Source organism: Prosthecobacter sp., from assembly GCF_044236155.1.
In the GTDB taxonomy this organism is placed as follows: domain Bacteria; phylum Verrucomicrobiota; class Verrucomicrobiia; order Verrucomicrobiales; family Verrucomicrobiaceae; genus Prosthecobacter.
In genome coordinates this window covers 1-25,408 of the sequence record NZ_JBIIHA010000009.1, presented here as the reverse complement: position 1 = coordinate 25,408, position 25,408 = coordinate 1, and the positions used below count along the sequence as shown (strand labels likewise).

The following is a 25,408-nucleotide window of genomic DNA, read 5'->3' as shown; positions in this document are numbered from 1 at the left end:
GTCCCGCATGACGAAATCCCTGCTGCTTGTGCCCTTTCTGACCACCGCCGCTCTCGCGGAGCCGGTGAGCTTCAGTCGCGAGGTGCTGCCGCTGCTTTCGGACAACTGCCTGAGCTGCCACGGGCAAGATGCCTCGCATCGCAAAGCCGATCTGCGTCTCGACACGCAAGAAGGGGCCCGCGAGGTGCTGAAATCGGGCGAATTCATCAAGCGCATCCTCACCGACGATCCCGATGAGGTCATGCCACCGCCGAAGTCTCACAAACCGAAGCTCAAAGCCGAGCAGGTGGCTCTTTTGCAGCGCTGGATCAAAGAAGGTGCCGCTTGGGGCAAACACTGGTCCTTCGAAAAACCCGTCAAAGCGAAGACCGAAGGCCATCCGGTGGATTTCTTCGTGAAGGCACGCCTTGCAAAGGAAGGCCTGAAGCTCTCTCCGCGGGCTGCGGAGCATACTTTGAGGCGGAGGCTGGCTTTCGACATCACGGGGCTGCCGCCTGCGCAAGACAATCAGACAAGGGGACAATCAGACAAGGAGGCCGGCAAAGCACCTGGCTCATTGTCTCCTCATCCGATGGTCTCATTGTCTTCCTACGATAGCTATGTGGACTCTCTCCTGGCTTCACCGCACTACGGCGAACGCATGGCCATGTTCTGGCTTGATGCGGCGCGTTACGCGGACACCGACGGCTTCCAATCCGATGCCACGCGCACGAACTGGCCTTGGCGTGACTACGTCGTCGAGTCATTCAACGCGAACAAGCCCTTCGACCAGTTCACGCTGGAGCAGTTCGCGGGGGATCTGCTGCCGAATGCCACGCCGGAGCAAAAGATCGCCACGTGCTTTCACCGCAATCACATGACGAATGGCGAGGGCGGTCGTGACAAGGAGGAGAGCCGCATCGACTACGTCATCGACCGCGTGAACACGATGGGCACCACCTGGCTCGGCCTCACGCTCGGCTGCACGCAGTGCCACTCGCACAAGTTTGATCCCATCTCGCACCACGATTACTACGCGCTCAATGCCTTCTTCAACAGCATCGACGAGGACGGCGCGGCCGGCACGAATGCGAAGCCCTATCTGAGCTACCAGTCGCCGCATGCAAAGCGCGCCGTCGAGGAATCGCAAAAGCTCGTCGAGGCACGCAAACCCATCGAAGCGAAGGCCAAAGCCGACGCGGAGAAGCCCTTCGCGAAGTGGTTGGAGCAGCAGCAAAAGCAGGTGAAGCCCGATCAAAGCGCCTGGAAGATCATTTTGGGCTCGGTGGAGTCGCAGGAAGGCACCAAGCTGGCTCAAACGAAGGATGGCATCGTCACCGCCAGCGGACCGAATCCGAAGCAGGATGACTACCGGCTCATTGCCAGCCCCAAACTGCCGCGCCTCACCGGTTTGAAGCTTGAGGTGCTGCCACAAAGCGGCGTGCTCTCGCGTGGCAAGTCAGGCGAGTTCATCCTCACCGACATCAAGGTTCAGGTGCGCCGTAAAGGCAGCTCGCAGATCCGCGACATCGCCGTCAAAAGCGCCGTGTCCGACACGAAGATCGAAGGCAAGGCCCGCGAGTATGGCGATGTGAAAGGCACGCTCGATGATGATCCGCGCAATGGCTGGACCACGAAGGGGTTTCCCAAAGATCAGCCTCACACCGCGCTCTACGGCCTCGCCGAGCCGCTGGTTCTCGAAGGCGATGAAGAACTCATTTTCGAGCTGCGACATCGTTCGACGAATGGCGATGCGAACATCGCGAAATTCCGGCTTTCCGCGACGGATCAGGCCGGGCCCGCCGTGCGCGAAATCGGCCCTACGCCGCTCGAAAAGCTCGCGAAGGGCGAAATCGATCGCGTGAAGCTCATGGCGCAGTTTTTGGAAGATCATGAGCCGTATCAACTCGCGAAGGCCTCGCTGGATCGTGCGAATGCGCAGTTCAAGGAAGTGCAGACCGCCGCAGGTAAATTGAACGTCATGGTCCTCGCTGAGCGCAAGGAGCCGCGCGACACGCATGTGCTCCTTCGAGGCGTTTGGGATAAAAAGGGCGATGTGGTGCCGCGTGGCGTGCCTGCGGCCATCGCGCCCTGGCCAGAAGGACTCGCGAAGGACCGCATCGGCCTCGCAAAGTGGATCACGTCGAAGGAGAACCCGCTCACGGCCCGCGTCTTCGTCAATCATGTGTGGCAGATGCTTTTCGGCGCTGGTTTGGTGCGCACACCCGATGATTTCGGCCTGCAAGGCCAGCGCCCCACACATCCCGAGCTGCTCGACTGGCTCGCCGTCGATTTCATGGAGAACGGTTGGGATGTGAAACGCCTCATCAAGACCATCGTGACGAGTGAAACGTATCAGCAATCATCTGATCGGACCGATCCGTCTGATCCGTCCAATCTTCTTTTGTCGAGAGGCCCGCGCTTCCGCCTTCCCGCGTGGATGATCCGTGATGCCACGCTCGCTTCCTCCGGCCTGCTGAATCGTGCGCTCGGTGGACCACCGGTGCGGTCGCATCAGCCCGAAGGCGTGTGGGAGGAGATTTTCATGGGCCGCTTCACTTACGAGCCGAGCCAGGGAGCGGCGCAGTATCGCCGCACGTTGTATGCCTTCTGGCGTCGCAGCATCGCGCCGACGTTTCTTTTCGACAGCGCACAGCGTCGCGTGTGCGAGGTGGGCATGAATCGAACCAACACACCGCTCCAAGCCCTCACGCTGCTCAATGACGAGACGATCAAAGAGGCCTCCCAAGCCCTTGCGAAGCGTCTGCTGGCCGCAAAGCCGGAAGAACGGCTCACCAAGCTCTACGAAGCCATTTTGAGCCGCCAACCGACCGCTCAAGAGATCGCCGTGCTGCAACGCGAGCTCGACCGCGCCTTGAATCATTACCGCCAGCATCCCGAAGATGCCCGCAAACGCCAAACCACACCCGAACTGGCCGCGCACACCCTCGTGGCCACTCTGGTCTTCAACCTCGACGAAGCCATCACGCATGAATAAGCCCACCCGCCGCCATTTTATCGCCACCGCCGTGCTCGCGGCTCCATTCGTGAAAACGTTCGCCAAAACCGCGCCGGAGTTTCACGGCGCGATCATCGGTCATGGCACGCATCGTTATCGCGTGGACAAGCTGTGGAGCCAGGCGGACGCCGCAAAGACGCCGGTGAAGGATTGCCATGAGATGGTGCAGATGCCGGATGGTCGCTTGTTCCTGCTCACGAATCACAAGCAGAACAATGTGCTCATCTACGACGTGAAGGGCGCTCTGCTCGGCCAGTGGACGCTCGGCATGAATGGCGCGCACGGTTTGACCTTCCACGACGGTCATCTCTACATCTGCGATACGAGCGGGCGCGTCGTGAAAGCCACACTCGATGGCCAGATCGTGCTCGAACTGCCCCACGCCGTCAAAGCAGGCATCTACAAGCCAAGCGAGGCCTACGCGCCGACTGAAAGCGCCGTCGCGCCGAATGGCGACATCTACGTCGCGGATGGTTACGGCTCCCAATACGTGCTGCGCTACGACAAGAGCGGCAAATTCATCTCGAAGTTCGGCGGCAAGAGCACGCAGCCGACGAATCCGGGCAAGTTCATGCAGGCGCATGGTGTCGCCATCGACTCGCGTGGCGGCGAGCCGCTGCTCGTCGTCACCGAACGCGTCCGCAACGAGTTCAACTGGTTCAAGCTCGATGGCACGCATGTCCGTGGTGTGTATCTGCCCGGCGCGTATGTGAGCCGACCGGTCATCCACGGCACGAATCTGTATTCCGGCGTCTGCTTTGGCGCGAAACCGAACGACTACCGCATGTGGCAGAGTCGCGGGTTCGTCACAATCCTCGATGCGAATGACAAAGTGATCTCGAATCCCGGCGGTCACGCACCCGAGTATGAAAACGACAGCCTCAAGGTGCTGCTGCAGGACCAGCCGGTCTTCAACAACTGCCACGACGTCTGCGTGGACACGCAGGGCGACCTGTATGTATGCCAGTGGAACAGCGGGAATGTGTACCCTTACAAACTGCATCGCGAATCATGAACGACGGACCTCTCAACACCACCCGCCGCTATTTCCTCGGCCAATGCACCGGCGTTTCCGTCGGCGCGATGGCTCTGCATGCGATGGGGCAGGAAACGATCGGCTTGCCCTCGCTGCCGCATTTTGCGCCGAAGGCGAAGCGAGTCATTTTTCTCACGCAATCAGGCGGGCCGTCGCAGATCGAGCTTTTTGATTACAAGCCGGGCCTGATGCAGTGGGCGGGCAAGGAACTGCCGGAAAGCGTGCGCCAGGGTCAGCGGCTCACGACGATGACGGCGAACCAGAAGCAGCTCATCCTGCCGGGCATCACGAAATTTGCGAAATGCGGCCAGAGCGGCGCGACGATCAGCGAATGGCTGCCGCATTTGCAGGGCGTGGCGGATGACTTGTGCTTCATCAAGTCGATGACGACGGATCAAATCAACCACGCACCGGCGATGACGCAGTTTTTGACCGGGCATCAGCTTCCGGGCCGTCCGAGCATGGGCGCGTGGATCAGCTACGGCCTCGGCAGCGTGAATCGCAACCTGCCGGACTACCTCGTGCTCATCTCAAAGATGCAGCGCCCGAGCGATCAACCGCTCTACGACCACTACTGGGGCAGCGGCTTTCTGCCGTCGCGTTATCAAGGCGTGAAGCTGCGGAACTCGAAGGACCCCGTTTTGTATCTCAGCGATCCTGAAGGCCTGCCGCGTCATTTGCGCCGTGGCATGCTCGACGGCCTCGCGGAGCTCAATCAGATGCGATTTGAGCAAACGCAGGACCCGGAGATCACCACGCGCATCCGTCAGTATGAGATGGCCTATCGCATGCAGGCCAGCGTGCCGGAGCTCACCGACCTCAGCGACGAGCCGGATCATGTTTTCGAGATGTATGGGCCCGATTCGCGGCGTGCGGGCAGCTACGCGGCGAATTGCATCCTCGCGCGACGCCTCGCGGAACGCGGCGTGCGCTTCATCCAGCTCTTTCATCCCGATTGGGATCATCACAGCCGTTTGCCGAGCTGGTGCACCGCGCGGTGTCGCGACACGGATCAGCCGAGCGCGGCTTTGATCAAAGATTTGAAGCAACGCGGCCTGCTCGACGAGACGCTGGTGCTCTGGGGCGGCGAATTCGGTCGCGGTGTCGCGGGTCAAGGCAAGTGGGACAGCCCCGAGGCGGGTCGTGATCATCATCCGCGCTGCTTCACGATGTGGATGGCCGGCGGCGGCATCAAACCTGGCACCACCTACGGCGCGACGGATGACTTCAGCTACAACGTGGCCGAGAATCCGGTGCACGTGCGCGATCTGCACGCCACCGTGATGCACCAGCTCGGCATCGACCACGAGCGCTTCACGTTCCGTGCACAAGGCCTCGACTTCAAACTCACCGGCGTTGAGCCGACGAAGGTGGTGAAGGACATTCTGGTGTAAGTCGCATCACGCTGCGGGCAACCGCACGGTGAAGGTGCTGCCGTGACCGACTTCGCTGCTGACGCCCACGCTGCCACCGTGGGCTTCAACGAGTGCCTTCACGATGGACAGGCCGAGACCGCTGCCGCCGTGAGTGCGCGAGCGCGCCTTGTCCACGCGGTAGAAGCGCTCGAACAAATGCGGCAGATGCTCGGGTGCGATGCCACCGCCGCTGTCGATGATCTGGATTTCAATCCACGGCGGCGCTTTGGACATGCGCACGGTCACGTTTTCACCCGTGGGCGAGTAGCGCACGGCGTTCTCGACGAGATTGAAGATCACACGCTCCAGCGCGACGCGGTCGCCATTCACGCTGAGTGGCTCGGTGGTCGTGTCCTCGTGTTGGATGATCATCTGGCGCTCAGCGGCGAGGTTTTGCAGGCGATTGATCACCGTGGAGCAGATCTCGCTCACATTGACGAGTTCACGCTGCGTGATGGCATCGCCGACATCGACATGCGCGAGCGCGAGCATGTTCTCGGTGAGGCGGGAGAGGCGCTCGATCTCCTCTTTGTTGCTCACGAGCACGTCGCGGTATTCCTCAGCGCTGCGAGGTTTGCGCAGGGCGACTTCAATCTCGCCGCGCAGCACGGTGAGCGGCGTGCGCAGCTCGTGTGAGGCATCCGCAGTGAAGCGCTGCTGGGTCATGTACGAGGCCTCAAGGCGATCAATGAGTTGATTGAAGGCTTTGGCCAACGCCGCGAGTTCGGTGTCATCCGAGGGCACAAAGAGCCGGCGGATGCCAAGCTCGCCACTGGCCAGGCCGCGAGCGGCTTCTTCCATCGAGGCGACTGAGCGCAGCCACTGCCGACTGAGATACCATGAGGCAATGCCACCGGCGATGAGCATCGCCGCGCCACAAGTCAGCAGCCACGCAAGCAAGCGGCGCTCACGTGCGAGCACGTGGTCCAGCGGCATGAGCGCCTGGGCATAAATGACCACGGGCTCGCCCCACATGTCCCGACGAGGATGGGTGGCGGCGCGGTAGGCTCGGCCATCGCAGTGAATGGTCTCGATCACCGCATTGCCAGCAGGATGCTCGGACCGCTTCACCTCGTCGCTCAGAGGAATCGACGTGGCGAGGTTGCTCGACTTGCCTCGGAAGGCACCGCTACCATCAAACACCTGCAGCATGAAATGGCGCTCCTGCACCTGCAGGTCCTGCTCGATCCATGGTTCGATGCGCAGACGAATGGGATTCACCATTCGTCCGAGCAGCATGGCCTTTGAGCGCAGAAAGTCGTCTACATCGTTCATCATCGCCTCACGTGCGACGAGCCACACAATGACGCCGAAGATCATCATTCCCGCCGTCAGCAGGGCGAGGAAGCTCAGAAAAAGGCGGCCGCGAAGAGATCTCATGGTTTTTGCAGCAGATAGCCCGCGCCGCGCACGGTTTGGATGAGCGCGGGACTAAAGCCACGATCGATCTTCTCACGCAGATGGTAAACGGTGACCTCGATGACATTGCTCGGGGTGTTGGGCAGCTCTTCCCAAACGGTCTCCGCCAGCTCCGTCCGTGTGACGACATTTCCAGCACGGCTCAGCAGATGAGCGAGCACGCCGAACTCCTTCGCGGAGAGCGTCACCAGCCTCCCGCCGCGTGTCACACGGCGCGCACGCACATCCATCTGCAGATCGGCGGCGTGGAGCAGCACGGCGTCCTCCGTGCTGCTGCGCCGTAGCAGCGCACGCACTCGCGCGAGCAGCTCGGCGAAAGCGAAAGGCTTCACGAGATAATCATCCGCGCCGAGATCGAGCCCCTGCACGCGGTCGCCCACCCCGTCACGTGCGGTGAGCATCAGCACACGCGTGCAGACGTGCGCGGCGCGCAGCTCCCTCAGCACGGAAAAGCCGTCACGCTCTGGAAGCATCACGTCGAGGATGATGAGGTCAAACTGGCCGCTGCGGGCCTTGGTGAGGCCGGTTTCGCCGTCCGCGGCTGTTTCCACATGGAAGCCCTCCTCGCGCAGCCCGCGTTCGATGAAACGGGCCACCTTGGTTTCATCTTCGACGACGAGCAGGCGCATGAGAGCGAAGAAACGCGGCGATGCAGGCCGCGAAACGGTTATTTCTTCTCCAACACCATCAGGAACTGGCCGACCTGCGGGTTCGTTTGAAGTTTGTCGGGACGCTGCGAGCGCGGATTGTCATTCGCCGAGCACCACTTCAGCGTCTTGCCGTCGAGATCGAAGATGCCCTCGTATTTTTTACCCGCGAACTGGCCCTCGGTCCCTGTGGCATCGATGCGGCGACCGCTGATCTTGTAAGTGCCCGCGCCCATCTCACGATTGCCCTGCGGATTCGAAGCGGTGATTTTATCCTCGGTGATGACCAGCCGGATGTCGCCGTGCTTTGAGCCGTCGCTATCGGCCATGTAGCCGTCCCAGGTGCCGATGAGCTGGGTCTTGGAGGCTTCTTTGCCGCCACCTTGTTTTTCCTCAGTTTTCGCCTTCGAAGAACTCGAAGTAGAAGTGGTGGATGCTGATGTAGTTATTGATGCCGGCGCCGGCGCGGCTCCAGTTTGTGTTTTGATGAAGGCTTGGTCAGCCTCGCTCAAGCGGGTGATGGGAAATGACGTGTTTGTGCCATTTGCGATTCGCAACACCACATTCGCCCCATCAACTTTGACGAAATCACCTTCGGCCGTCTGGCCTGTGGTGGAGGTCCATGTGCGGGCATTCACCACGACATGGGAGGTGAGAATGGCAGTGACGAGGAAGAGTTTCGTGTTCATGGCGGCGGGCCAAACATGCCTCCGCATGCCGCCATGCCTAATGAAAAGGCTTTCATCTTCACGCCGCCATCGGCATGCCATAGGGCAGCGAATCGGGCAGCGGAGCGAACTCGCGGATCTTCGTCCACAAGGAGGAGTAGTCCTTGTTCACGTCGCCGCTGAGGCAGTCGGTGATCTCATTGCCGGCGTCGGGATACTTCATCACCACGTCCTTGAAGGAGAAGTTCGGGTTGTAGAAGGCATAGACGAGCTTTCGCATGTTCTCGACGCCTTCGCGCATAAGGCGGCCATACTCCGCGAATCGCTCAGGCGACACGTCATTGGCCTTCAGCGCCGCGTGTACCGCGTCTGCGGCCAGTACGCCACTTTTCAGCGCCAGCATCACGCCGCTGCTGAAAACCGGGTCGAGGAACGCATACGCGTCACCGACGAGCAGAAGACCCGACGAGGCGCCGAATTTCGAATGGAAGCTGTACTCGCTCGTGATCCAATACTGGCCGGTGGACTGGCCCTGTGAGAGATGCTCCTCGATCCATTTGTTCTCGCGGATCTCACGTTCAAACATGGCTTTCGGATCTTTGACTCCATCACGGCTGAGATATTTGCCCTCGGCGACGACGCCCACGCTCACCATGTCGTCATGCTGCGGGATGTGCCAGAACCAGCCTTTGTCCGGTACGAAGGCGATGGTGGTCGCGCCTTCGTCGATGCCGGCTTCGCGCTTCGAGCCTTTGTAGTAGGTCCAGACGGCCACCTTGTTCAGGTAGGGATCCTTCACGCGCCAGCCTTCGCGGAGAGTCGAAAAGGCTTCCTTGCCCGAGGCGTCGATGACGAGCTTGGCCAGCAGGTGCTGCTTTTCGCCCTCCTTCGTCTGCACCTCGACACCGATCACGCGGCCGCTGTCGTCCTTGAGCAGCTTTGTTACCGTCGTCTCTTCACGCACCTCCGCGCCTTTCGCACGGGCATGATTCATTAGCATGAGGTCAAACTCCGAGCGCAACACCTGCCAGGTCTGCGCGACGGTTTCGCGGTCATAACGATTGAAGAAATAGAAGGGCTGTGAGCGCTTCCCGTCCGGCTGCACAAAGCTCACGCTGTACTTCTTCGTGAAATGGCTCTTTTTCATCGTCGGGATGAGTCCCAGCCGCTCCAGCGGCCCGAAGGTGAAAGGGATCAACGATTCGCCGATGTGGTAGCGAGGAAACTTCTCCCGCTCGATGACGAGAACCTTGTGGCCGTATTCCGCCAGGAGTGAGGCGGTGCTCGTGCCTGCAGGCCCGCCGCCGATGATGAGAACGTCGTGATGGCTGTTCATGATGACTTGAGTAATACGCACGCAAATTCGTCATCGACGCCGATGCTCACAATACCATTTCAGCATCGCATCCATGCCGGGCGGCGATGGAGATCAAGGCGTCTCGCTCACTTCTCCCAGCAGTTTCAGCGCGACCTTGACGAGCTTCTCGCCGCTACCTGCCTCGCAGCGGGCGCTGACAATCTCGTAATTGCCCTGCGGATAGGCTTCTTTGTTCGGCACATAGCCGATGCTGCCGTTCGCCAGTTCGGCGATGAGCGTGTGCTTGAAAGGCGAGGCTTTTTTGAGCACGAGGCCGAGTTCGACAAAGATTTCGCCGGGCAGCGCGACGACGGCCACGTCGTTACTGATGGCGATGACCTGCACCTCGGCGAGCAGAGGCTTGTCCTTCTTGTCGAGAGTTTCGAGGATGCACACCGTCTCCGCCATCGGCACGGTGCCGAAGTTTTTCGTGAACATGTTTGCCGCCATGTCCTTCGCCTTGGCGATCTGCGCCTCGGTGAAGCTGCGACGCTTGAGCGTGACCTGCTCGGAGCGGACACGTGGCTTGAAAGCGTCGATGCGCTTCAAGTTTGGCCACGCCGCATCGGCGGCATCGGCCAGCGCGGTGCCGAGCTCGAGGGTGGTGCGGCGTTTGCCCGTGATGTAGTCGGTGTGGTTGATGTTGCCGCAGCAGCCGTTCGCGAAGACAGAGATCATCTCCTTGCCGTGTCGCTCGCTGACGAGCCGTGTGAAGACGCCGGGATAGTCCGCGGAGATTTTCACACCACCGCCGACGGAAGTGGGATGCATGGCGAAGTTCAGCAGCGAGGCCACGGGCCTGTCCCCCGCTTCAAAAACAAGCACGCCGACATCGGGATCGACAGGACCCGCAGGCCGGTCCTGCGGTGTGAGCTTTTGTGGCTGCCAGATCGCCTCTTTTTGTCCTTCGCGCAGGATGCGGCGGTTGAAGCTGATGCCCTCCGCCCTGCCGATGGCAATCGACGCGTTCACCGGCGCGAGTTTTGCCTTTGCCTGTTTGACCGAGTCGGCGATAAGGCCGGGCAGAGAACTGATGTAGGCCACGCCAGGCGGCGAATTCACCTTTGTGATATCATCCATCATCGAATCACGCGGCTGCTGCGGCCCGGTGTGCGTGTGCGTGCCGGAGATCATGACATGATCCCCCTCGATCCCGCATTGTTCCTGGATGAGCTTTCTCGCGGCCGCCACGATGGGCCGAACGGTGCCTGAGAGATCGAGCACGATGATCACGGCATGCGTGCCGTCCTTCTCCATGACAATCGTCTTCGCATAAAGCGGATCTAGCACGCCCGCGGAGCCGCGAAACTTGTAGTAACCACCGAGCGGCGTGCCGTCCTTCGGCGTGATGTCCACCTTTGCAGCGCCGACGCGGAAGTCACCGGCTTGGGCTTGGAGAACGAGGAAGAGGCAGAAAAACAGTCTTGCGATCATGATGAGGATACGCCGTGCTTGAAAGACTCCCTTCACCGCGCCGATCATGTTTCCATGTCTGTTCTGGATCGCTTCAACCTCACCGGCCGCCGTGCTTTGATCACCGGCGGCTCACGCGGACTCGGTTTGGAGATGGCGCGAGCTTTGAGCGAGGCGGGCGCGGAGGTGATCATCACGGGAACCAACGAGGAAAACCTGAGGCGGGCCTGCGAGTCTATGACCCTCGATGCATCGTGCAGCGTCACCGCCATCCAGGCCGATCTCTCGAAGCCGGAAGAAGCCGAGCGCCTCTGCGATGTCGTGCTGAAAGAGCACGCGCCCATCGACATCCTGATCAACAACGTGGGCGGTCGCCGCATCAACACGCCGACGGAGGATCTGGCGCTGGAGGATTGGCAGCGGATCATCGACCTGAACCTCACGCAGGCCTTCATCCTCACCAAATGCCTCGGTGGAGCGATGATCCCGCGAAAATGGGGCCGCATCATCAACATCGCCTCCATCAATGCGCTCTGGCCCGGCAAGGCAATGCGAGGTCGCAGCTACGAGGCCTCGAAAGGCGCGCTCGCCATGTTCACGAAGGCCGTGGCGGCGGATTGGGCCGTGCATGGCATCACCGTGAACGCCATCGCCCCCGGCCCGTTTTTGACCGATGCAAACCGCCGCTGGATCGGCGAAAAGCCCGAGTTTGAAGGCGAAGTCGCCAGTAGCATCCCCATGGGCCGCTGGGGCCGACCGGAGGAGATCGGGCCGCTCGCGCTGTATCTGGCCAGCGAGGCCAGCAGCTTCATGACGGGCAGTGTTTTGGTGCTGGATGGCGGTAAGCTGCTTTGGTGAATTTTGAACTATGACGAACAAACACGAACTCCGCGGCGTCCTGCCGGTTTTTCAGACGCCTTGGCTTGAAGATGAGACGCTCGATCTCGACACGCTCGAAAAGGAGATCGCGTGGCTTTACGACTGTGGGTCGAACGGGATCGTGATGGCGATGGTGTCGGAAACACTGCGCCTCGACAGCGAGGAGCGCGAACAACTCGCCGCCGCCGCGTGCAAATTCGGCAAGGACCGCGGTGTGGTGGTGATCAGTGTGGGCGCGGAGTCGTCGAAGGTGGCGGAGCGGTATGCAAAGCATGCGGAAAGTGTTGGCGCGGATGCGGTGATGGCGATTCCGCCGGTTTCCATCGGCATCGGCGAGAGTGAGTTGCTGGCGTATTACACGCGCATCATTGAGGCGATCCGCATCCCGGTGATCGTGCAGGATGCGAGCGGGTATGTGGGCAAGCCGATGCCGATTGCGATGCAGGCGCGGCTGTTGGAGGAGTTTGGGCCGGAGCGCGTGCAATACAAGCCGGAGGCGAGCCCCATCGGGCCGAAGCTGAGCGAGCTGCGGGATGCGACGAAGGGGCTGGCACGCGTGTTTGAGGGCACGGGCGGCATCGCGCTGGTGGATTCGTTCAAGCGGGGCGTGGTGGGCACGATGCCGGGCGCGGATTTGATTCGTGGCCTCGTGCCGCTTTGGAAGGCGCTGGAAGCCAGTGACACGGAAAAGGCGGATCGCATTCACGGGCCACTGGCGGCGCTGGTTTCAATGCAGACAAGCCTGGATGGCTTTTTGGCCGTGGAGAAGCATCTGCTGAAACGGCAGGGCATCTTCAAAAACACGCTCGTGCGTGGCCCGGTAGGCTTCAAACTCGATGCCGAGACGACTCGCGAAGTCGAGCGTCAGTTTGATCGCATGATTGCGGCAGCACATTGATTTAAAGCCATGATCATCGACGTCCATTCCCACGCCTGGCACTTTCCTGCCGACTTTTCCGACGATTTCATCACGCAAGCCGGTCGGGCGCGGCCGGGGGTGAAGGTGGACATGAGCGCGACGTATGAGGCCTATCGCGCATCGGCTCCCGAGGACACCACGACGATTGTTTTCGGCGGGAAGGCACGTCTGAGCGGCCTGTGGGTCGATGACAAGACCGTTGCCGATTATGTGGCAAAGGATGCGAAGCGGCTGATCGGCTTCATGTCGATCGATCCGACGCAGGAGGGCTGGGAACGCGAGATGCGCGTCGGGTGCGAAGAACTCGGCCTCCGAGGCATCAAGCTGCTGCCGATGTATGCCGGTTTCAGCCCCGATGATCCGAAACTGGAGCCGCTTTGGCAGTATGCGGAGAAAAACAGCCTGCCGGTGCTGTTGCACATGGGCACGACCTTCATCGCGCAGGCGCCGCTGGCCTTCACGCTGCCACGTTTGATCGAGCCGGTCGCCGTGAAGCATTCGGGCGTGAAGATCATCCTCGCGCATCTCGGTCATCCGTATGAGGGCGAGTGCGTGGTGACGATCCGGAAGCACGAGAACGTCTTCGCGGATGTCAGCGCGCTGCATTACCGCCCGTGGCAGCTCTACAACTCGCTCATGCTCGCGCAGGAATACGGCGTGTGGCACAAGGTGCTCTTCGGCACGGACTTTCCCTTCACCACGGTGAACGCGAGCATCGACGGACTCCGCAAGCTCAACGACATGCTCGAAGGCACGAAGCTGCCGCGTCTGGAGTTGAACCATATCGAGGCGATGATCCATCGCGACAGTTTGAAGCTGCTCGGCCTGCAACCGTGAAAACAAGCACGAAACCTCGGCGCGGCACGGCAGTTTAGCAGAGTGCCTCATGGACCTCCCGCCTGTCTCCAGCCGCCGCCACGATCTCGATGCCCTGCGTGCGTTTGCGATGCTGCTGGGCATCGCGTTGCACGCGGCGCTGTCCTTCACCGGCGGGCCGTGGATGGTGCAGGACTCGCGGACGAGCGGTGTGTTTCAGGTGCTCGTCAGCGCGGTGCATGGCTTTCGCATGCCGTTGTTTTTTGTGCTGAGCGGCTTCTTCACCGCGATGCTGTGGCGGCGGCGCGGTCTGCGCGCGGTGATCGCCCACCGCTTTAAGCGTGTGTTTCTGCCGCTCCTGCTCGGCACTGTGACGATCGTGCCGGTGATGTTCTGGCTGGGCGCGGTCGCGGCGCAAACCGAGGCGCAAAGCGCCGACAAAGGACCGCCGACCTTGTGGAAAGCTTGCGCGGCCGGAGATCATGACCTCGCGCGCCGTTTGATGGATGAAGGAGCGGATGTGAACGCGCCCGATCCAGCGCTCGGCGTGAGGCCGTTGAGCTACGCGGCCCTCTTCGGGCGCGTTGAGATGGTGAAATTGCTGTTGCAGCGAGGCGCTGATGCGAACGGTGCGAACCGCGATGGCGGCACCGCCCTGCACGGAGCCGCGTTTCTTGGTCGTGCAAGTGTCGCACGCGATCTGCTAAAGGCCGGCGCCGACCCCAAGATCAAGAATGAGCGCGGCGAGACGGCGCTCGAAGCGACGCTGGCGGACTGGGGCGTGACGCAATTTATCGCCAAGCTCATGAAAGTGCCGGTTGAGAAGGAGAGGGTCATGAAGGGGCGCGAGGAAGTGCGTCTCATGCTCGGCGGAGGCGCGCAGGAGGCCAAACCGCGTCCCTTGCTCGCGCTCTGGCTGTTTTTGACGCAGATGCCGCTCTTCAGCCATCTCTGGTTCCTGTGGTTCCTCTGCTGGATGGTGGCCGGTTTCGTCGTGTGCGCGTGGATCGCGAATCGCATCGGGTGGAAGCCCGGCCCACGCCGCTGGCCCACTTCATCCCTGCGTTATCTCTGGCTGGTGCCGCTCACATGGGTCCTTTCATGGTTCATGGGTCGTGACATGCCGAATTTCGGCCCGGACACGTCATCCAGCATCCTGCCGCCGCCGCACCTGCTGGCCTACTACGCCATCTTCTTTGGTTTTGGCGCGCTGTATTACGAAAGCGAAGACCACGAGGGCCGTCTGGGCCGCCGCTGGTGGCTCGCACTGCCCATCGCTTTGATCATCGTGTATCCCCTCGGTCTCGCGGTGACTTATGGCGGCGCAAAGCTGCGTGGCGTCGCCATCTTGCTTCAAGTCATCTACGTCTGGATGATGAGCTTCTCGATGATCGGACTGTTTCGACGCTTCATGTCGGAACAGCGGCCATGGGCCCGCTATCTCTCGGACGCTTCTTACTGTATGTATGTGGCGCATCTGCCGCTGGTGGTCGCCGCGCAGCTTTGGGCGCGTGACTGGCCGCGGGCCGCGGGTGTGAAATTCGCGCTGATCTTCGCCGGCGTCTTTGCCGTGCTGCTGGCGAGCTATGAGTGGCTCGTGCGCCCCACCTGGGTCGGAGCGCTGCTGAACGGGCGGAAGGCGGGTGCAGGCGCAAGATAGGAGCCTCGTCTTGCAACCCGCCCGCCCCACGTCCGGGCGCGCATCATGGGCAATAAGCATGCTGATGACGACACCCCTTCGATACGGTCGCCATGCGCCCGTGGGCGGCTCGACAAGCCATAGCACGACGCAGGAATCCGGACCTGGCGCTCGTTTAATGGCGCGCATGAACCATCTCACACCTTCCCCATCCCGTCGTGCTTTCCTCCAGACTTCCGCAGTGGCCGCGTTCGGTTTTCAATTCGTCCCGGCGCATGTCGTTCGTGCCCAGAATGGCTTGCGCGCGCCTTCGGAGAAGATTCGCATCGCGGTGATCGGCTGCGGCGGACGCGGCGCGGTGGATTTGAAAGGCGTCTCCGGCGAGGAGATTGTCGCGCTTTGCGATGTGGATGATCGTCGTGCCGCGAAAAGTTTCGAGGAGCATCCCAAGGCAAAACGCTTCAAGGACTTCCGCAAAATGTTCGATGCCATGGGCAACGACATCGACGCAGTGGTCGTTGCCACACCTGATCACACGCACGCCGCGGCCTGCCTTCCAGCCCTCGACCTCGGAAAGCATGTGTATTGCGAGAAACCGCTCGCTCACACGGTGAAGGAGGTTCGGCGCATGCGTAAGGCCGCGCTGGAAAAGAAGGTCATCACCCAGGTCGGCAACCAGGGGCATTCGTCGCACTCCATTCGTCTGTTTGTCGAGATGGTGCAGGCAGGAGCCATTGGCAACATCACCGAGATTCACGCCGGCTGCGATGCCTTCCGCGATGTGTATTGCCGCATCGGCAAACCAGCGTCGCAGCCGGCCGAAGTGCCGAAGGAGCTCGATTGGAGTTTGTGGATGGGTCCCTTGAAAGAGCACGCGTATGAGCCGGCGGCGGTGCCTTTCGCCTGGCGTGGCTTCAGTGCTTATGGAAACGGATGCATCGCCGACTGGGTCTGTCACATCGTTGATCCGAGCTACTGGGCGCTCGACCTCGGCGCGCCGACGGCCATCACCGCCGAGGTCACGGGCTATGATCCGGTCAAAGACGCCGCGTATTATCCCAAAGGCAGTCGCATCACCTACGAGTTCGCGGGGAAAGGCTCCCGCGGTCCCGTGAAGCTCGTCTGGCACGATGGCGAGAGCACCATCCCCACGCCGCCGGAGCTGGAGGAGGACAAGCGCAAGGTCGTTGGCATCGGCGCGGTGATCATCGGCGACAAAGGCAAGATCATGCACGGCTCGCACGGCGCGGGCGGCGTGCGCATCATCCCCGAGTCGAAGATGAAGGGCTTCACCATGCCGCCGCAGACACTCCCGCGAGTCGAGAAGGGCGATCACCACAAGGACTGGCTTGATGCCATCCGCGCGAACCGTCCCGCGGGCTCGCCCTTCGAATACGGCGGCGCATTGAGCGAGATCGGCCTACTCGGCATGATCGCCATCCGCCACGCCGGCCAGCGGCTTGAGTGGGACAATGAAACCGTTGCCTTCAAAAACGCCCCGTCCGCCAACGCGCTGCTCGACAAGCAGTATCGAGCGGGCTGGATCTCTTGAGCCGTTTCGCAGCCACAAACCTCCAAGACATGGCGCTTTCATTCACGGTCCGCATGAACACCCACGCACTTCTCTTTGCCTCCATCATCGTCACATCCTCTCTCCCTGCTGCCGACTGGCCCGCCTGGCGCGGCCCCACCGGTGATGGCCATGCAGCACCGGGACAAAAATTGCCGGTGAAGTGGAGCGAGAGCGAAAACCTCGTTTGGAAGGCCGCCGTGCGTGGTCGTGGGCATGGTTCGCCGATTGTCATCGGTGATCAGGTGCTGCTGGCGACGGCGGATGTGGAGACGGAGGAGCAGCTCGTGCTTAGTTTTGATCGTGCCACCGGCAAAGCACGCTGGGAGGCCATCGTGCATCGCGGCAACCTGAACACAAAGGGCCACAAAATCTCCTCGCAGGCCTCTTCCGATGTCGTGAGCGATGGCGAGCGGCTCTACGTGAACTTCCTCAACAACGGCGCTGTTTTCGCCACCGCGCTCGATTTGAAGGGCAAGCAACTCTGGCAGCGTCGCGTGTGTGATTTTCAGGTGCATCAGGGCTTTGGTTCCTCGCCCGTGATTTATCAAAACATCGTGCTTGTTTCTGCCGATCATCGCGGCGGCGGAAAGATGACTGGCCTCAACAAACTCACCGGCGAAATCGTGTGGCAGCAGGATCGCCCGCCGGTGGCAAATTATGCCTCGCCCGGCATCGTGACGGCCGCGGGCAAGGTCCAGGCCGTGCTCGCCGGTTGCAATAAGGTCGAGAGCTTCGATCCGCTCACCGGCAAAAAGCTCTGGAGCATCGACGGCAGCACCGAGGAGACCGTCGTGACCGCGGTGACGGACGGCAGCCGCGTTTTCCTCGGCGGCGGTTATCCAAAGCGCCACACCATGGCCGTCGAGGCCGACGGCAGCGGCAAGATCGCATGGGAAAACGTCACGCAGACCTACGTGCCCTCCATGCTCGTGAAAAACGGCCACGTCTTCGCCGTCGGCGATGCCGGCCGCGCCACGTGCTGGAAATCCGCCACCGGTGAAGAACTTTGGAACGAAAAAGTCGATCGCGAATTCTACGGCTCGCCCGTGATGGCCGACACACGCATCTACGTCACCAGCAAAGCCGGCGTCACCTCCGTGTTCGACGCCACGCCGGAGAAATTCACCCTCCTCGGCCAAAACGCCCTCGGCGACGAATCCTTCAGCACGCCCGCGATTTGCGACAACCGCATCTACCTCCGTTCCGCGAAGACAAGCCCGTCACGGCAGGAGTTTTTGTGGTGCGTGGGTGAGTGACACGGCCTGAACACGGCCTGTCAGAGAAGCGACAGCCCGCGCGTTACAGCCTCGCTCATGAAAAAGTCGCTACTTTTGCCCTTCCTGCTCACTGTCACTGCCTTCGCCGCGAATGAATCGCCGGAGGATGTCAAAATCCGCGAAGCCATTCCTTTCGGTGGTGACTTCAAACCACAGCCGAAGGTCGGTGCGTTTGTCGTCGTGGGGCATGGTGCTCGCATTTTGACCTCGAAGGATGATGGCAAGACGTGGAAGCAGACCTTCTTCGCCGCGTCGGGGGCGGATCATGGGCCTTGGGCCACGAAGGCTGTCGCTTACACGGGTGGTGTCTTCGCCGTGCCGGTTGGTTGGGGGGCCTCGACGATTTACTTGGCCTCCGATGATGCGCTGAACTGGCGTCATCTCACCAGCGGCACGTCAAAGCTGCCGGAGGGCAAGGGCGATGCTCGCGTGATGCCCGGCGCGTGGGGCATTGCGGGAGGCAAAGGCACTTTTGTCACCGCAGGCTACATGACCTTCACCGCCACGTCCGACTTCGGGAAGACTTTCGATGCCTTCGGCATGTGGGGCGCGTTCAAAGGAGATCCACGGGGCAAGCTGAGCACGCATCACGTCGGCGCGGTGTATTGCGGCGATGCCAGCGGACGCTTCCTCGCGCTTGGTGACAATCGCGGCGACTCCGGCCCGAAGTTTGGCAACCTCTTCGCCAGTGATGATGCGGGCAAGACCTGGAAATGGCTCGCGCCGAAAGGCCTCGATGCCTCCACCGGTCGCGGCACGCTCGAGTGCAACGGCAAGCTGCTCGTGATGACCGACAAAGACGCCGCGAATGCTTGGACGAGCACTGACAACGGCGAGACTTGGGACGGCCCGCACGCCACCGGCACACAGCGAGCCACCTTGAGCGTCGTCGGCAGCGAGTTCTGGCTCTGCGCCAAAAAATCCCGCGTCAGCACCGACGGCCAAACCTGGCGTGATCTCCCCACCGCCGTGCCCGATGGCAAAATCATCGCCAGCGACCAAGGAACGCTCCTCAGCATCCATCCACAGCGCACGAACATTCAACGCAGCACCGACGGCGGCCAAACCTGGCAGGAAGTGCATCAATACACCCCGCCCGACATCAAAGGCGGCGCGCAAGGACTGCGTGCCGGTGCGTGGGGCTTGGTGGCTCCGTGATTGCGATCACGGATGATCAAACCGCTTCCCCGGCACCGGTTTGCCGTCTTCGAGGAGCCACATGTCCTGCGCATCGATGAAATGCCAGTCGCCGTAAAGGGCGAAGAGGTTCGCCTGACGGAACTCGAGCTCCAAACGGACCATTTTGCCGACGAGAGGCTCCAAAGCGGCCTTTTTCCACTTCAGCGCGTGTTTGAGCGAGTTCGCGTTTCGCATCGGAAGGCAGTCATCGAAGGTGTAACCGGGCAGCGGCTGGCTTTTGATGTCGGTGAGCTGGAAACGCACCTCGCCGAAGTCAGCGGCGGCGTTGATGGAAAGCTGCGCGGACTTCAAAAGCATCGGCTTCGACTGAATGCGGGCAAAGTCGCCACGCGAGCGAAGGTGCATGAAGCCATCGCGACGTAGCGTGTGCAGCAGGACGGCACTCGTGGGCTCCTTCGTCGCGTTTTTCGCCGCACGTTCGCGACCGTGCGCACCTTTGTGTGATTCGGAGTAGATGCGGATCTCATCGCCCGCTTCGACGAGGCTGCTGGGCCGGATTTGAGCGCAACCATGCTCGGGAATGGGATTCAGCGCGATGAACGGCTTCCTTTGGCCGCGGATAAAGTGATGGCCGTCGTAGCTGAAGGTGAGCTGCGAATCGAAGTCGCCAAAAAACTGGTTGTAGCTGTTCACCGGCACGCTGCTGGAGTTTCGGAAGGTCCAGAGCACGCCCACATAGCCAGGACCGCTGCGCAGCACTCGCATGCCGTAGAAGCCCACGGCTCCGTCCACATCGAGCGCGTCGGGTTGCAGATGCAGTTGCGGATCGCTCCACGTTTTGAAGTCGGAAGTCTCGCGCAGCACGAGTCGGCGATCACCCCAGCCAGGACGTGCGGTGAGTACATGTGTGCGATCGCTCTCGCGGTAGAAACAAAACACCGGCGGCTCCGGCTCCCAATCGTCTGTGGACCACTGGCCGTCTTTCTTGAGCTGCCAGTGCAGGCCGTCCTTCGAGACCAGCGTGGCGGCCATGCTCATGTAGCGCTTTTTGCCCTCACGCTTCGCGATGTCATGCCACGGATGCTTTCCATCCGCCAGCGCCTGCTCAAACACAGCGTCCGCATCCTGCCGACCGAACATCTTGAAGGCAAAACCATCCGCCGCGACGGGATCGTGATACACGCCGCTGCCCTGGCCGTGCGTGAAGGTGAAAACATGATGCGGCGCAAGCTTTCCACCCTCCGGCTGCGCATCCGGCACGGGCAGCGGCCGCCACGCGATGCCATCCTCGCTCTGCGCCGCCATGATCGTGAACGGACTCCACTTGATCGAGTAAATCATCCGCCACTGCCCACTCGCCACATCCCGCCAGACCGATGGAAACACCATCGACGCATCCGGGAACTGCGGATCGGTGTAAGTGCCCGCTGCGACGGCCTGCGGCGTCGTCTGCACCAGCTCGGTGTTATTCCATGCATCCCAATGCGCGAGATCCCAAAACGGCAGCGTCTTCTCGGCGAAGGCGAGATTGGCGGTGAAGAACAGACAAAGAAGCGTGCGGCGCATGACGGTGAAACGTCGCGAATGGCTCCTTTTGGCTCGTTTCCACTGCTTCGCGGCAAAGTGAGGCCTCGCGCTGCGTTTCCGCTCCACACCATGAAACCCTTCCTCTTCCTGTTTTTCGCCGTTACTGCCTTCGCAGCCGAACCGCTGGCCCAGAAGGGCGAGTTGATCTTCAGCGATGACTTTGAGCGCTCTGAACTCGGCGAGTGGAAACCGCTCATCCCGTCCTTCGCCGTGCAAAACGGCGTTTTGAAGGGCTGGCAGACGCGGGACGACCACGGCGCGGTGGGTCGCGTTTACAGGCCGATGAAGGACGTGATCGTCGAGTTCAAGTTCATGCTGGATGGCTCCACGGGCTTCAACGCGGTCTTCGATGACAAGAACCACAAAGGTTCGCATGCCGGACACATTTGCCGCGTGGCCTTTGCGCCGAAGCAGATCCGCATCGGCGATGACAAGGAGGGCGTGATGCGAAACGACATCTTTGAGCTGCGCAAGGAACCTGCAAAGAAGGCCGAGGCGGACAAGTTGCTCGTCGGACGCGGAAGTGCCGTGAATCGCGTCGTCGAGCCGAAAAAATGGCACACCGTTCGCATCGAACTCCTCGGCGAGGTGCTCCGTGTGACGATGGACGATGAGCCGGCCGGTGAACTGAAGTCACCCGGCATCGCCCACGAGACCAAACAGAGCTTTCACTTCACCGTAAACGGCCCCGGCGTGCTTTTCGATGACGTGCGCATCTGGACGGCAAAATGAACCCTCTTCCCGGCCGATGACTCTGCCTTTTGCTCCCTCTTTGGCTCTTGTGGCCACACTCGCGCTCGGTCTCGCCGCCAAAGCCGAAGATCCAGCCACGCTCATGACCACGCGCGGCAAACTCCTCGCCAGCGAGGACTTCGCTCAAGCGCCTCCACCCTTCTCCGGCAAGCCCGTTGGCTTCGCGAGCGGCTTCACCGGCTGGCGCTACAGCAGCGCCACGGGTGGCAAAGGTGGACGTTGGGAGATCGCGAAGGGCGAGTTCCGTGGCATCGAGACACCTGGCGCGAACCATCCAGCCACGGCCTCGTTTGGCCTTCCGTTTCAAAATGTGATCATCCAGTGCGAGGTGCGCCTCAACGACGTGCCAGACGAGGGCCGGAAGTATCGCTCACTCTTTGTGAAGGCTACGGATGCGAAGGACTACGTCATCTCGCTCAGCCTCGGCCAAGGCGGGTTGTTTTTGACGCCGTATGACGCGGAGAGGATCAATCCAGCAACAAAGCAGCGCGAGCAAGGCACCACCGTGAAGCTGCTGAAGCCCATCAAACTCAACGAGTGGCACACCGTCGTGCTCGAAATCCAAGGCGATGAAGTTGTCGGCACGCTGGATGGTCAAAGCATCACACTGAGCAACATGCTCATCGGCACCGCCAAACACAGCCTCATGCTCGGCGCGGGGACGGAGGCCAGCTTTCGCAAGCTGCGCATTTGGCAGGCGCTGCCGAATGCCGAGTGGGAGAAGAACAAGGCGAAACTCCATGCCGCCGCAAAGCCATGAGAGCCGCACTTTGCCTCTGCCTTTGGAGTTTGTGCGTCATGGCAGATGAACTGCCGAAGACGCTCCGCCTCGATCTTCAGCGTCCGGTTGATCCACGACTCGCGAAGATCGAATCCGGCGACTTTGGCAGCGGTGAGGTGCATGTGGCTCGCGCAGCCGTCGAAGTCCGCGCTTTGTCTGGTAAGCTCAAGCCGGGCGATCAGCTCGTGCTCGCGGGCACGGCTTGGAAGGACGCACGATTCACCTTTGAAGGTCGTGGCACGGCTGAGGAACCGATCATCATCCGGCCCGAGAAGCCGGGCAGCGTGAGTTTCACCGGCGAATCCGCAGTGACGTTTCATGGCGAGCATCTCATCGTGCATGATCTGGCTTTTCAAGGTGTGACGGTATCGAAGAACAACGAGGTGCTCTTCCGCGTGGGCAATGGCGAGGCCAAACCGGCCAATCACTGCCTCTTCAACCGCCTGCGCTTTGAGAACTGCGGCTCCACGAACCCTGCGGACTGGCCGAAGCTGCATCTCTGGCTCATGAGCATGCGCGGTCGTGGAAACACCGTGTCGAACTCCACCTTCAGCGGCTTCAAGCACATCGGGCAGATGCTCGGTGCGGCGGAACTGCCCAAGGACGGGCTGCAACAACTGCATGTGCTCAACAACCGCTTCCTCGACCGACCAAAGATCGACGATCAAAACGGCTACGAGATCATCCAGATCGGCTGGAGCGGCTCGCGTGCGGCTGCCACAGGATCGCTCATCCAGGGAAACATTTTCGAGCGCTGCGACGGCGAGAACGAACTCATCACGCTCAAGGCCTCCGACATCGTCGTGCGAAAGAATCGCTTCATCGCCAGCCAGGGCGTGCTATGCCTGCGCACCGCTCGCCGCGTGTTCGTGCAGGACAACCTCTTCGACGGCCAAGGCCGCGAGAACACTGGCGGCGTCCGTTTGCAAGGTGATGGCCATGTCCTCATCGGAAACATCTTCCGCAACCTGAAAAAGCCGAAGGACTACTACGCCTGGCCCATCTCCCTCATGGCCGCCGACGTGGAGACCTACGGCGAAACCGACGCTCTCGGCGGCTACGGACGCTCACACGACATCCTCATCACCCGCAACCGCTTCGAGCATTGTGAGAAGCGCATCGCCGTCGGCATCTACGCACGCAAAGAGTATCCACTGCTGCCTGAGAATATCGTCGTGCGCGAGAATGTGTTCGCAGGCATGGGAGATGGCAGCGCCTTCAACTACATCGCCCCTGACCCGATCGGCGAACTGCCGAAGGAGCTGCATGAGTCCAAAAACACCTTCGAGCCATGAAAAGCCTTCTCCTCACACTCATCGCTTCGTCATTCGCCATTCCACATTCGTCATTCTCGGCGGAGCCGCGTCCCAACATCCTGCACATCCTCGCCGATGACATGGGATGGAATGCGCTGAGCTGCTACGGCAACAAAGACCTGCAAACGCCGAACATGGATCGTCTCGCGGCGCAAGGGATGCGCTTCACGCAGGCGTATGCGGATGCGCAGTGCTCGCCGACGCGTGCCGCCTTTCTCTCTGGGCAATACGGGGCTCGCACGGGTGTATTCAAGGTGCTGAACGAGAAGGAGCCGTCGTTTGCACCGATGCGTTCCGCCGAGGCTAAGGATGCTCTGGGGCCGGAGACGGCCACGCTGGCGACCACTTTGCGCCAAGCGGGCTACACGACGGGCATCAGCGGCAAGTGGCACATCGCGAACAACTACGCCGTCGCTGCCCTGCGGAAGCGTGAAGGTTACTTTGACTCCTACGGCTTCGATTTCGCCGGTCCGGCGAATGGCAATGAGCATCACGAGGATAAAACCGTCACCGCCATCACCGACGACATCATCGGCTTTATCGAAGCGAACCGCAGCAAGCCGTGGTTTGCCTTCGCCGCGCATTTCAGCCCGCACACGAAGCTGGAAGCCCCGGAGGCTTTGATCGCGAAGCATGTCGCCCGAGGCTTCAAGCGGTCGGCAAACGATGAAGGCAGCTCCAGCGAGTGCCCCATCGCCAACTACCTCGCCATGCTGGAGCATCTCGACAACGAAGTGGGCCGCTTGCTCGCGAAACTCGATGAGCTCAAGCTCAGCGACAACACCCTCGTCATCTTCACCAGCGACAACGGCGGCCTCTCCCGCGTGACCGACAACGCCCCGCTCCGCGAAGGCAAAGGCTCGCCCTACGAAGGTGGCATCCGCGTCCCGCTCCTCGTGCGCTGGCCGGGCAAAGTGAAGCCTGGCAGTGAGTGCGATGTGCCGGTGCATACCGTCGATTTTTATCCGACGTTTATGAGTGTGGCGGCTTCGCAAAGTAGCCCTCTCGCTCCGCGAGAGGAGCCGAAGATTCCGCCAGCCAACATCGCCACCGAATCATCGGACACTCCGCCTGCCAGCAACACGCCCCGTTCATCTCGACGGAGCGAGATGACTACTTTAGACGGCGAGAGCCTCCTCCCTCTACTGACCCAAACCAGTCCGCTCCAGCGACCCGCCTTGTTCTGGCACATGCCCACCTACACCACGAACTACGGCCGCACGCCCTGCGCCGTCATCCGCGAGGGCGATTGGAAGCTCATCCACTGGTTCGGCGACTACCTCGACACCACCGGCTTCACGCCCGACGACAAACCCTACGGCAAACTCGTCCTCGGCCCGCGCACCGAGCTCTTCAACCTCCGCGAAGACCCCTGCGAAACGCGCAACGTCGCCATCGACCGCCCAAAGAAGACCACGCACCTCACCAACGCCCTCAACGCCTGGCTCAAGCGCACCGGCGCGAAGCTGCCCACGCCAAATTCCGACTTCAATGAGAAGCGGTGGTGGATGTCCGCAGGCAAACCAGTGAAAGGCGACAACTAAGCCATGTCAGCTCTCGGGCGTCTTGCCCACCATCAATGGCGGCACCTTTCGTAAGCGCCTCTGGCCAGCCCCGCTGCGAGGAGAGAAGCCTACGTTTTAGCACTCCCTAGGGCGTGTTTTAAAATTGGTTTCTGAGGGATAAAGTGCAGATGGCAAGAAGGACAAAAGCCATGAATGAAACATCGGTTTTGTCATACCGGGTGGCCACGCGTTGCATGCGTTTGATCTTTT

General features: G+C 61.2%; 20 protein-coding genes. 14 read left to right on the top strand and 6 right to left on the bottom strand.

Going from position 1 to position 25,408, the window contains the following annotated elements; all coding sequences use genetic code 11:
- The first annotated feature begins 7 nt into the window (after positions 1-7).
- From ACILSE_RS09835 to ACILSE_RS09825, 3 genes are read left to right on the top strand one after another with little or no spacing between them, the layout of a single operon-like run.
- Positions 8-2,977, top strand: a complete 2,970-nt coding sequence (locus ACILSE_RS09835) for a DUF1553 domain-containing protein (RefSeq protein WP_395717211.1) — start codon at positions 8-10, stop codon at positions 2,975-2,977.
- On the top strand, positions 2,970-4,013 hold the full coding sequence (locus tag ACILSE_RS09830) for a 6-bladed beta-propeller (RefSeq protein WP_395717210.1): 1,044 nt from the start codon (positions 2,970-2,972) through the stop codon (positions 4,011-4,013). Before ACILSE_RS09835 ends, ACILSE_RS09830 begins: the two co-directional genes overlap by 8 nt.
- Positions 4,010-5,428 (top strand): DUF1501 domain-containing protein, encoded by a 1,419-nt coding sequence (locus ACILSE_RS09825; protein ID WP_395717209.1) that lies wholly within the window; start codon positions 4,010-4,012, stop codon positions 5,426-5,428. Before ACILSE_RS09830 ends, ACILSE_RS09825 begins: the two co-directional genes overlap by 4 nt.
- 6 nt (positions 5,429-5,434) lie before the next feature.
- Here ACILSE_RS09825 and ACILSE_RS09820 read toward each other — a convergent pair whose 3' ends face one another.
- From ACILSE_RS09820 to ACILSE_RS09800, 5 genes are all read right to left on the bottom strand, one after another.
- A complete protein-coding gene (locus ACILSE_RS09820) occupies positions 5,435-6,829 on the bottom strand; it encodes a sensor histidine kinase (RefSeq protein WP_395717208.1) in 1,395 nt (464 codons plus the stop codon).
- Complete coding sequence (locus tag ACILSE_RS09815; protein ID WP_395717207.1) at positions 6,826-7,497, bottom strand: response regulator; 672 nt, start codon at positions 7,495-7,497, stop codon at positions 6,826-6,828. The genes ACILSE_RS09820 and ACILSE_RS09815 overlap by 4 nt, the downstream gene beginning before the upstream one ends.
- 38 nt (positions 7,498-7,535) lie before the next feature.
- Positions 7,536-8,204 carry a hypothetical protein gene (locus ACILSE_RS09810; RefSeq protein WP_395717206.1) on the bottom strand — a complete coding sequence of 223 codons (669 nt, stop codon included), beginning with the start codon at positions 8,202-8,204 and terminating at the stop codon, positions 7,536-7,538.
- A gap of 58 nt (positions 8,205-8,262) precedes the next feature.
- Positions 8,263-9,519, bottom strand: a complete 1,257-nt coding sequence (locus ACILSE_RS09805; protein ID WP_395717205.1) for an NAD(P)/FAD-dependent oxidoreductase — start codon at positions 9,517-9,519, stop codon at positions 8,263-8,265.
- 93 nt (positions 9,520-9,612) lie between these two features.
- The gene (locus ACILSE_RS09800; RefSeq protein ID WP_395717204.1) at positions 9,613-10,974 is read right to left on the bottom strand and encodes a neutral/alkaline non-lysosomal ceramidase N-terminal domain-containing protein; all 1,362 of its coding nucleotides are present in this window, start codon (positions 10,972-10,974) and stop codon (positions 9,613-9,615) included.
- A gap of 54 nt (positions 10,975-11,028) precedes the next feature.
- Between ACILSE_RS09800 and ACILSE_RS09795 the strand changes: the two genes are divergently transcribed.
- The 7 genes from ACILSE_RS09795 to ACILSE_RS09765 all read left to right on the top strand — a co-directional run bounded on the left by ACILSE_RS09795 (position 11,029) and on the right by ACILSE_RS09765 (position 19,214).
- The gene (locus ACILSE_RS09795) at positions 11,029-11,811 is read left to right on the top strand and encodes an SDR family NAD(P)-dependent oxidoreductase (protein ID WP_395717203.1); all 783 of its coding nucleotides are present in this window, start codon (positions 11,029-11,031) and stop codon (positions 11,809-11,811) included.
- Between the two features lie 10 nt (positions 11,812-11,821).
- Positions 11,822-12,730, top strand: a complete 909-nt coding sequence (locus ACILSE_RS09790; protein WP_395717202.1) for a dihydrodipicolinate synthase family protein — start codon at positions 11,822-11,824, stop codon at positions 12,728-12,730.
- A 9-nt stretch (positions 12,731-12,739) separates the two neighbouring features.
- Positions 12,740-13,588 (top strand): amidohydrolase family protein, encoded by an 849-nt coding sequence (locus ACILSE_RS09785; RefSeq protein WP_395717201.1) that lies wholly within the window; start codon positions 12,740-12,742, stop codon positions 13,586-13,588.
- Between the two features lie 49 nt (positions 13,589-13,637).
- Complete coding sequence (locus tag ACILSE_RS09780; protein ID WP_395717200.1) at positions 13,638-15,227, top strand: acyltransferase family protein; 1,590 nt, start codon at positions 13,638-13,640, stop codon at positions 15,225-15,227.
- 166 nt (positions 15,228-15,393) lie between these two features.
- Positions 15,394-16,758, top strand: coding sequence for a Gfo/Idh/MocA family protein (locus tag ACILSE_RS09775; RefSeq protein ID WP_395717199.1), 1,365 nt, complete (start codon positions 15,394-15,396; stop codon positions 16,756-16,758).
- Positions 16,759-16,811: 53 nt separating this feature from the next.
- Positions 16,812-18,035: a PQQ-binding-like beta-propeller repeat protein gene (locus ACILSE_RS09770; protein ID WP_395717198.1), complete on the top strand. Its 1,224-nt coding sequence runs from the start codon at positions 16,812-16,814 to the stop codon at positions 18,033-18,035.
- A 57-nt stretch (positions 18,036-18,092) separates the two neighbouring features.
- A complete protein-coding gene (locus ACILSE_RS09765; RefSeq protein ID WP_395717197.1) occupies positions 18,093-19,214 on the top strand; it encodes a hypothetical protein in 1,122 nt (373 codons plus the stop codon).
- Positions 19,215-19,220: 6 nt separating this feature from the next.
- On the opposite strand, the gene ACILSE_RS09760 is transcribed toward ACILSE_RS09765, so the two are convergent.
- Positions 19,221-20,762: a hypothetical protein gene (locus ACILSE_RS09760; protein ID WP_395717196.1), complete on the bottom strand. Its 1,542-nt coding sequence runs from the start codon at positions 20,760-20,762 to the stop codon at positions 19,221-19,223.
- A gap of 90 nt (positions 20,763-20,852) precedes the next feature.
- On the opposite strand from ACILSE_RS09760, the gene ACILSE_RS09755 reads away from it, so the two are divergent.
- The 4 genes from ACILSE_RS09755 to ACILSE_RS09740 are packed head-to-tail and all read left to right on the top strand — an operon-like array spanning position 20,853 to position 25,177.
- Positions 20,853-21,515, top strand: a complete 663-nt coding sequence (locus tag ACILSE_RS09755) for a hypothetical protein (protein WP_395717195.1) — start codon at positions 20,853-20,855, stop codon at positions 21,513-21,515.
- Between the two features lie 16 nt (positions 21,516-21,531).
- Positions 21,532-22,296 carry a hypothetical protein gene (locus ACILSE_RS09750; RefSeq protein WP_395717194.1) on the top strand — a complete coding sequence of 255 codons (765 nt, stop codon included), beginning with the start codon at positions 21,532-21,534 and terminating at the stop codon, positions 22,294-22,296.
- Positions 22,293-23,612, top strand: a complete 1,320-nt coding sequence (locus tag ACILSE_RS09745) for a polysaccharide lyase 6 family protein (RefSeq protein WP_395717193.1) — start codon at positions 22,293-22,295, stop codon at positions 23,610-23,612. The genes ACILSE_RS09750 and ACILSE_RS09745 overlap by 4 nt, the downstream gene beginning before the upstream one ends.
- Positions 23,609-25,177: a sulfatase gene (locus ACILSE_RS09740; RefSeq protein ID WP_395717192.1), complete on the top strand. Its 1,569-nt coding sequence runs from the start codon at positions 23,609-23,611 to the stop codon at positions 25,175-25,177. The genes ACILSE_RS09745 and ACILSE_RS09740 overlap by 4 nt, the downstream gene beginning before the upstream one ends.
- Positions 25,178-25,408 lie beyond the last annotated feature (231 nt).

Coding starts and splice junctions, on each gene's coding strand:
- ACILSE_RS09745 (WP_395717193.1), top strand. CDS start 22,293: ATGAGAGCCGCACTTTGCCTCTGCCTTTGGAGTTTGTGCGTCATGGCA.
- ACILSE_RS09835 (WP_395717211.1), top strand. CDS start 8: ATGACGAAATCCCTGCTGCTTGTGCCCTTTCTGACCACCGCCGCTCTC.
- ACILSE_RS09740 (WP_395717192.1), top strand. CDS start 23,609: ATGAAAAGCCTTCTCCTCACACTCATCGCTTCGTCATTCGCCATTCCA.
- ACILSE_RS09790 (WP_395717202.1), top strand. CDS start 11,822: ATGACGAACAAACACGAACTCCGCGGCGTCCTGCCGGTTTTTCAGACG.
- ACILSE_RS09775 (WP_395717199.1), top strand. CDS start 15,394: ATGAACCATCTCACACCTTCCCCATCCCGTCGTGCTTTCCTCCAGACT.
- ACILSE_RS09820 (WP_395717208.1), bottom strand. CDS start 6,829: ATGAGATCTCTTCGCGGCCGCCTTTTTCTGAGCTTCCTCGCCCTGCTG.
- ACILSE_RS09780 (WP_395717200.1), top strand. CDS start 13,638: ATGGACCTCCCGCCTGTCTCCAGCCGCCGCCACGATCTCGATGCCCTG.
- ACILSE_RS09800 (WP_395717204.1), bottom strand. CDS start 10,974: ATGATCGCAAGACTGTTTTTCTGCCTCTTCCTCGTTCTCCAAGCCCAA.
- ACILSE_RS09750 (WP_395717194.1), top strand. CDS start 21,532: ATGACTCTGCCTTTTGCTCCCTCTTTGGCTCTTGTGGCCACACTCGCG.
- ACILSE_RS09805 (WP_395717205.1), bottom strand. CDS start 9,519: ATGAACAGCCATCACGACGTTCTCATCATCGGCGGCGGGCCTGCAGGC.
- ACILSE_RS09810 (WP_395717206.1), bottom strand. CDS start 8,204: ATGAACACGAAACTCTTCCTCGTCACTGCCATTCTCACCTCCCATGTC.
- ACILSE_RS09795 (WP_395717203.1), top strand. CDS start 11,029: ATGTCTGTTCTGGATCGCTTCAACCTCACCGGCCGCCGTGCTTTGATC.
- ACILSE_RS09815 (WP_395717207.1), bottom strand. CDS start 7,497: ATGCGCCTGCTCGTCGTCGAAGATGAAACCAAGGTGGCCCGTTTCATC.
- ACILSE_RS09755 (WP_395717195.1), top strand. CDS start 20,853: ATGAAACCCTTCCTCTTCCTGTTTTTCGCCGTTACTGCCTTCGCAGCC.
- ACILSE_RS09825 (WP_395717209.1), top strand. CDS start 4,010: ATGAACGACGGACCTCTCAACACCACCCGCCGCTATTTCCTCGGCCAA.
- ACILSE_RS09760 (WP_395717196.1), bottom strand. CDS start 20,762: ATGCGCCGCACGCTTCTTTGTCTGTTCTTCACCGCCAATCTCGCCTTC.
- ACILSE_RS09770 (WP_395717198.1), top strand. CDS start 16,812: ATGAACACCCACGCACTTCTCTTTGCCTCCATCATCGTCACATCCTCT.
- ACILSE_RS09785 (WP_395717201.1), top strand. CDS start 12,740: ATGATCATCGACGTCCATTCCCACGCCTGGCACTTTCCTGCCGACTTT.
- ACILSE_RS09765 (WP_395717197.1), top strand. CDS start 18,093: ATGAAAAAGTCGCTACTTTTGCCCTTCCTGCTCACTGTCACTGCCTTC.
- ACILSE_RS09830 (WP_395717210.1), top strand. CDS start 2,970: ATGAATAAGCCCACCCGCCGCCATTTTATCGCCACCGCCGTGCTCGCG.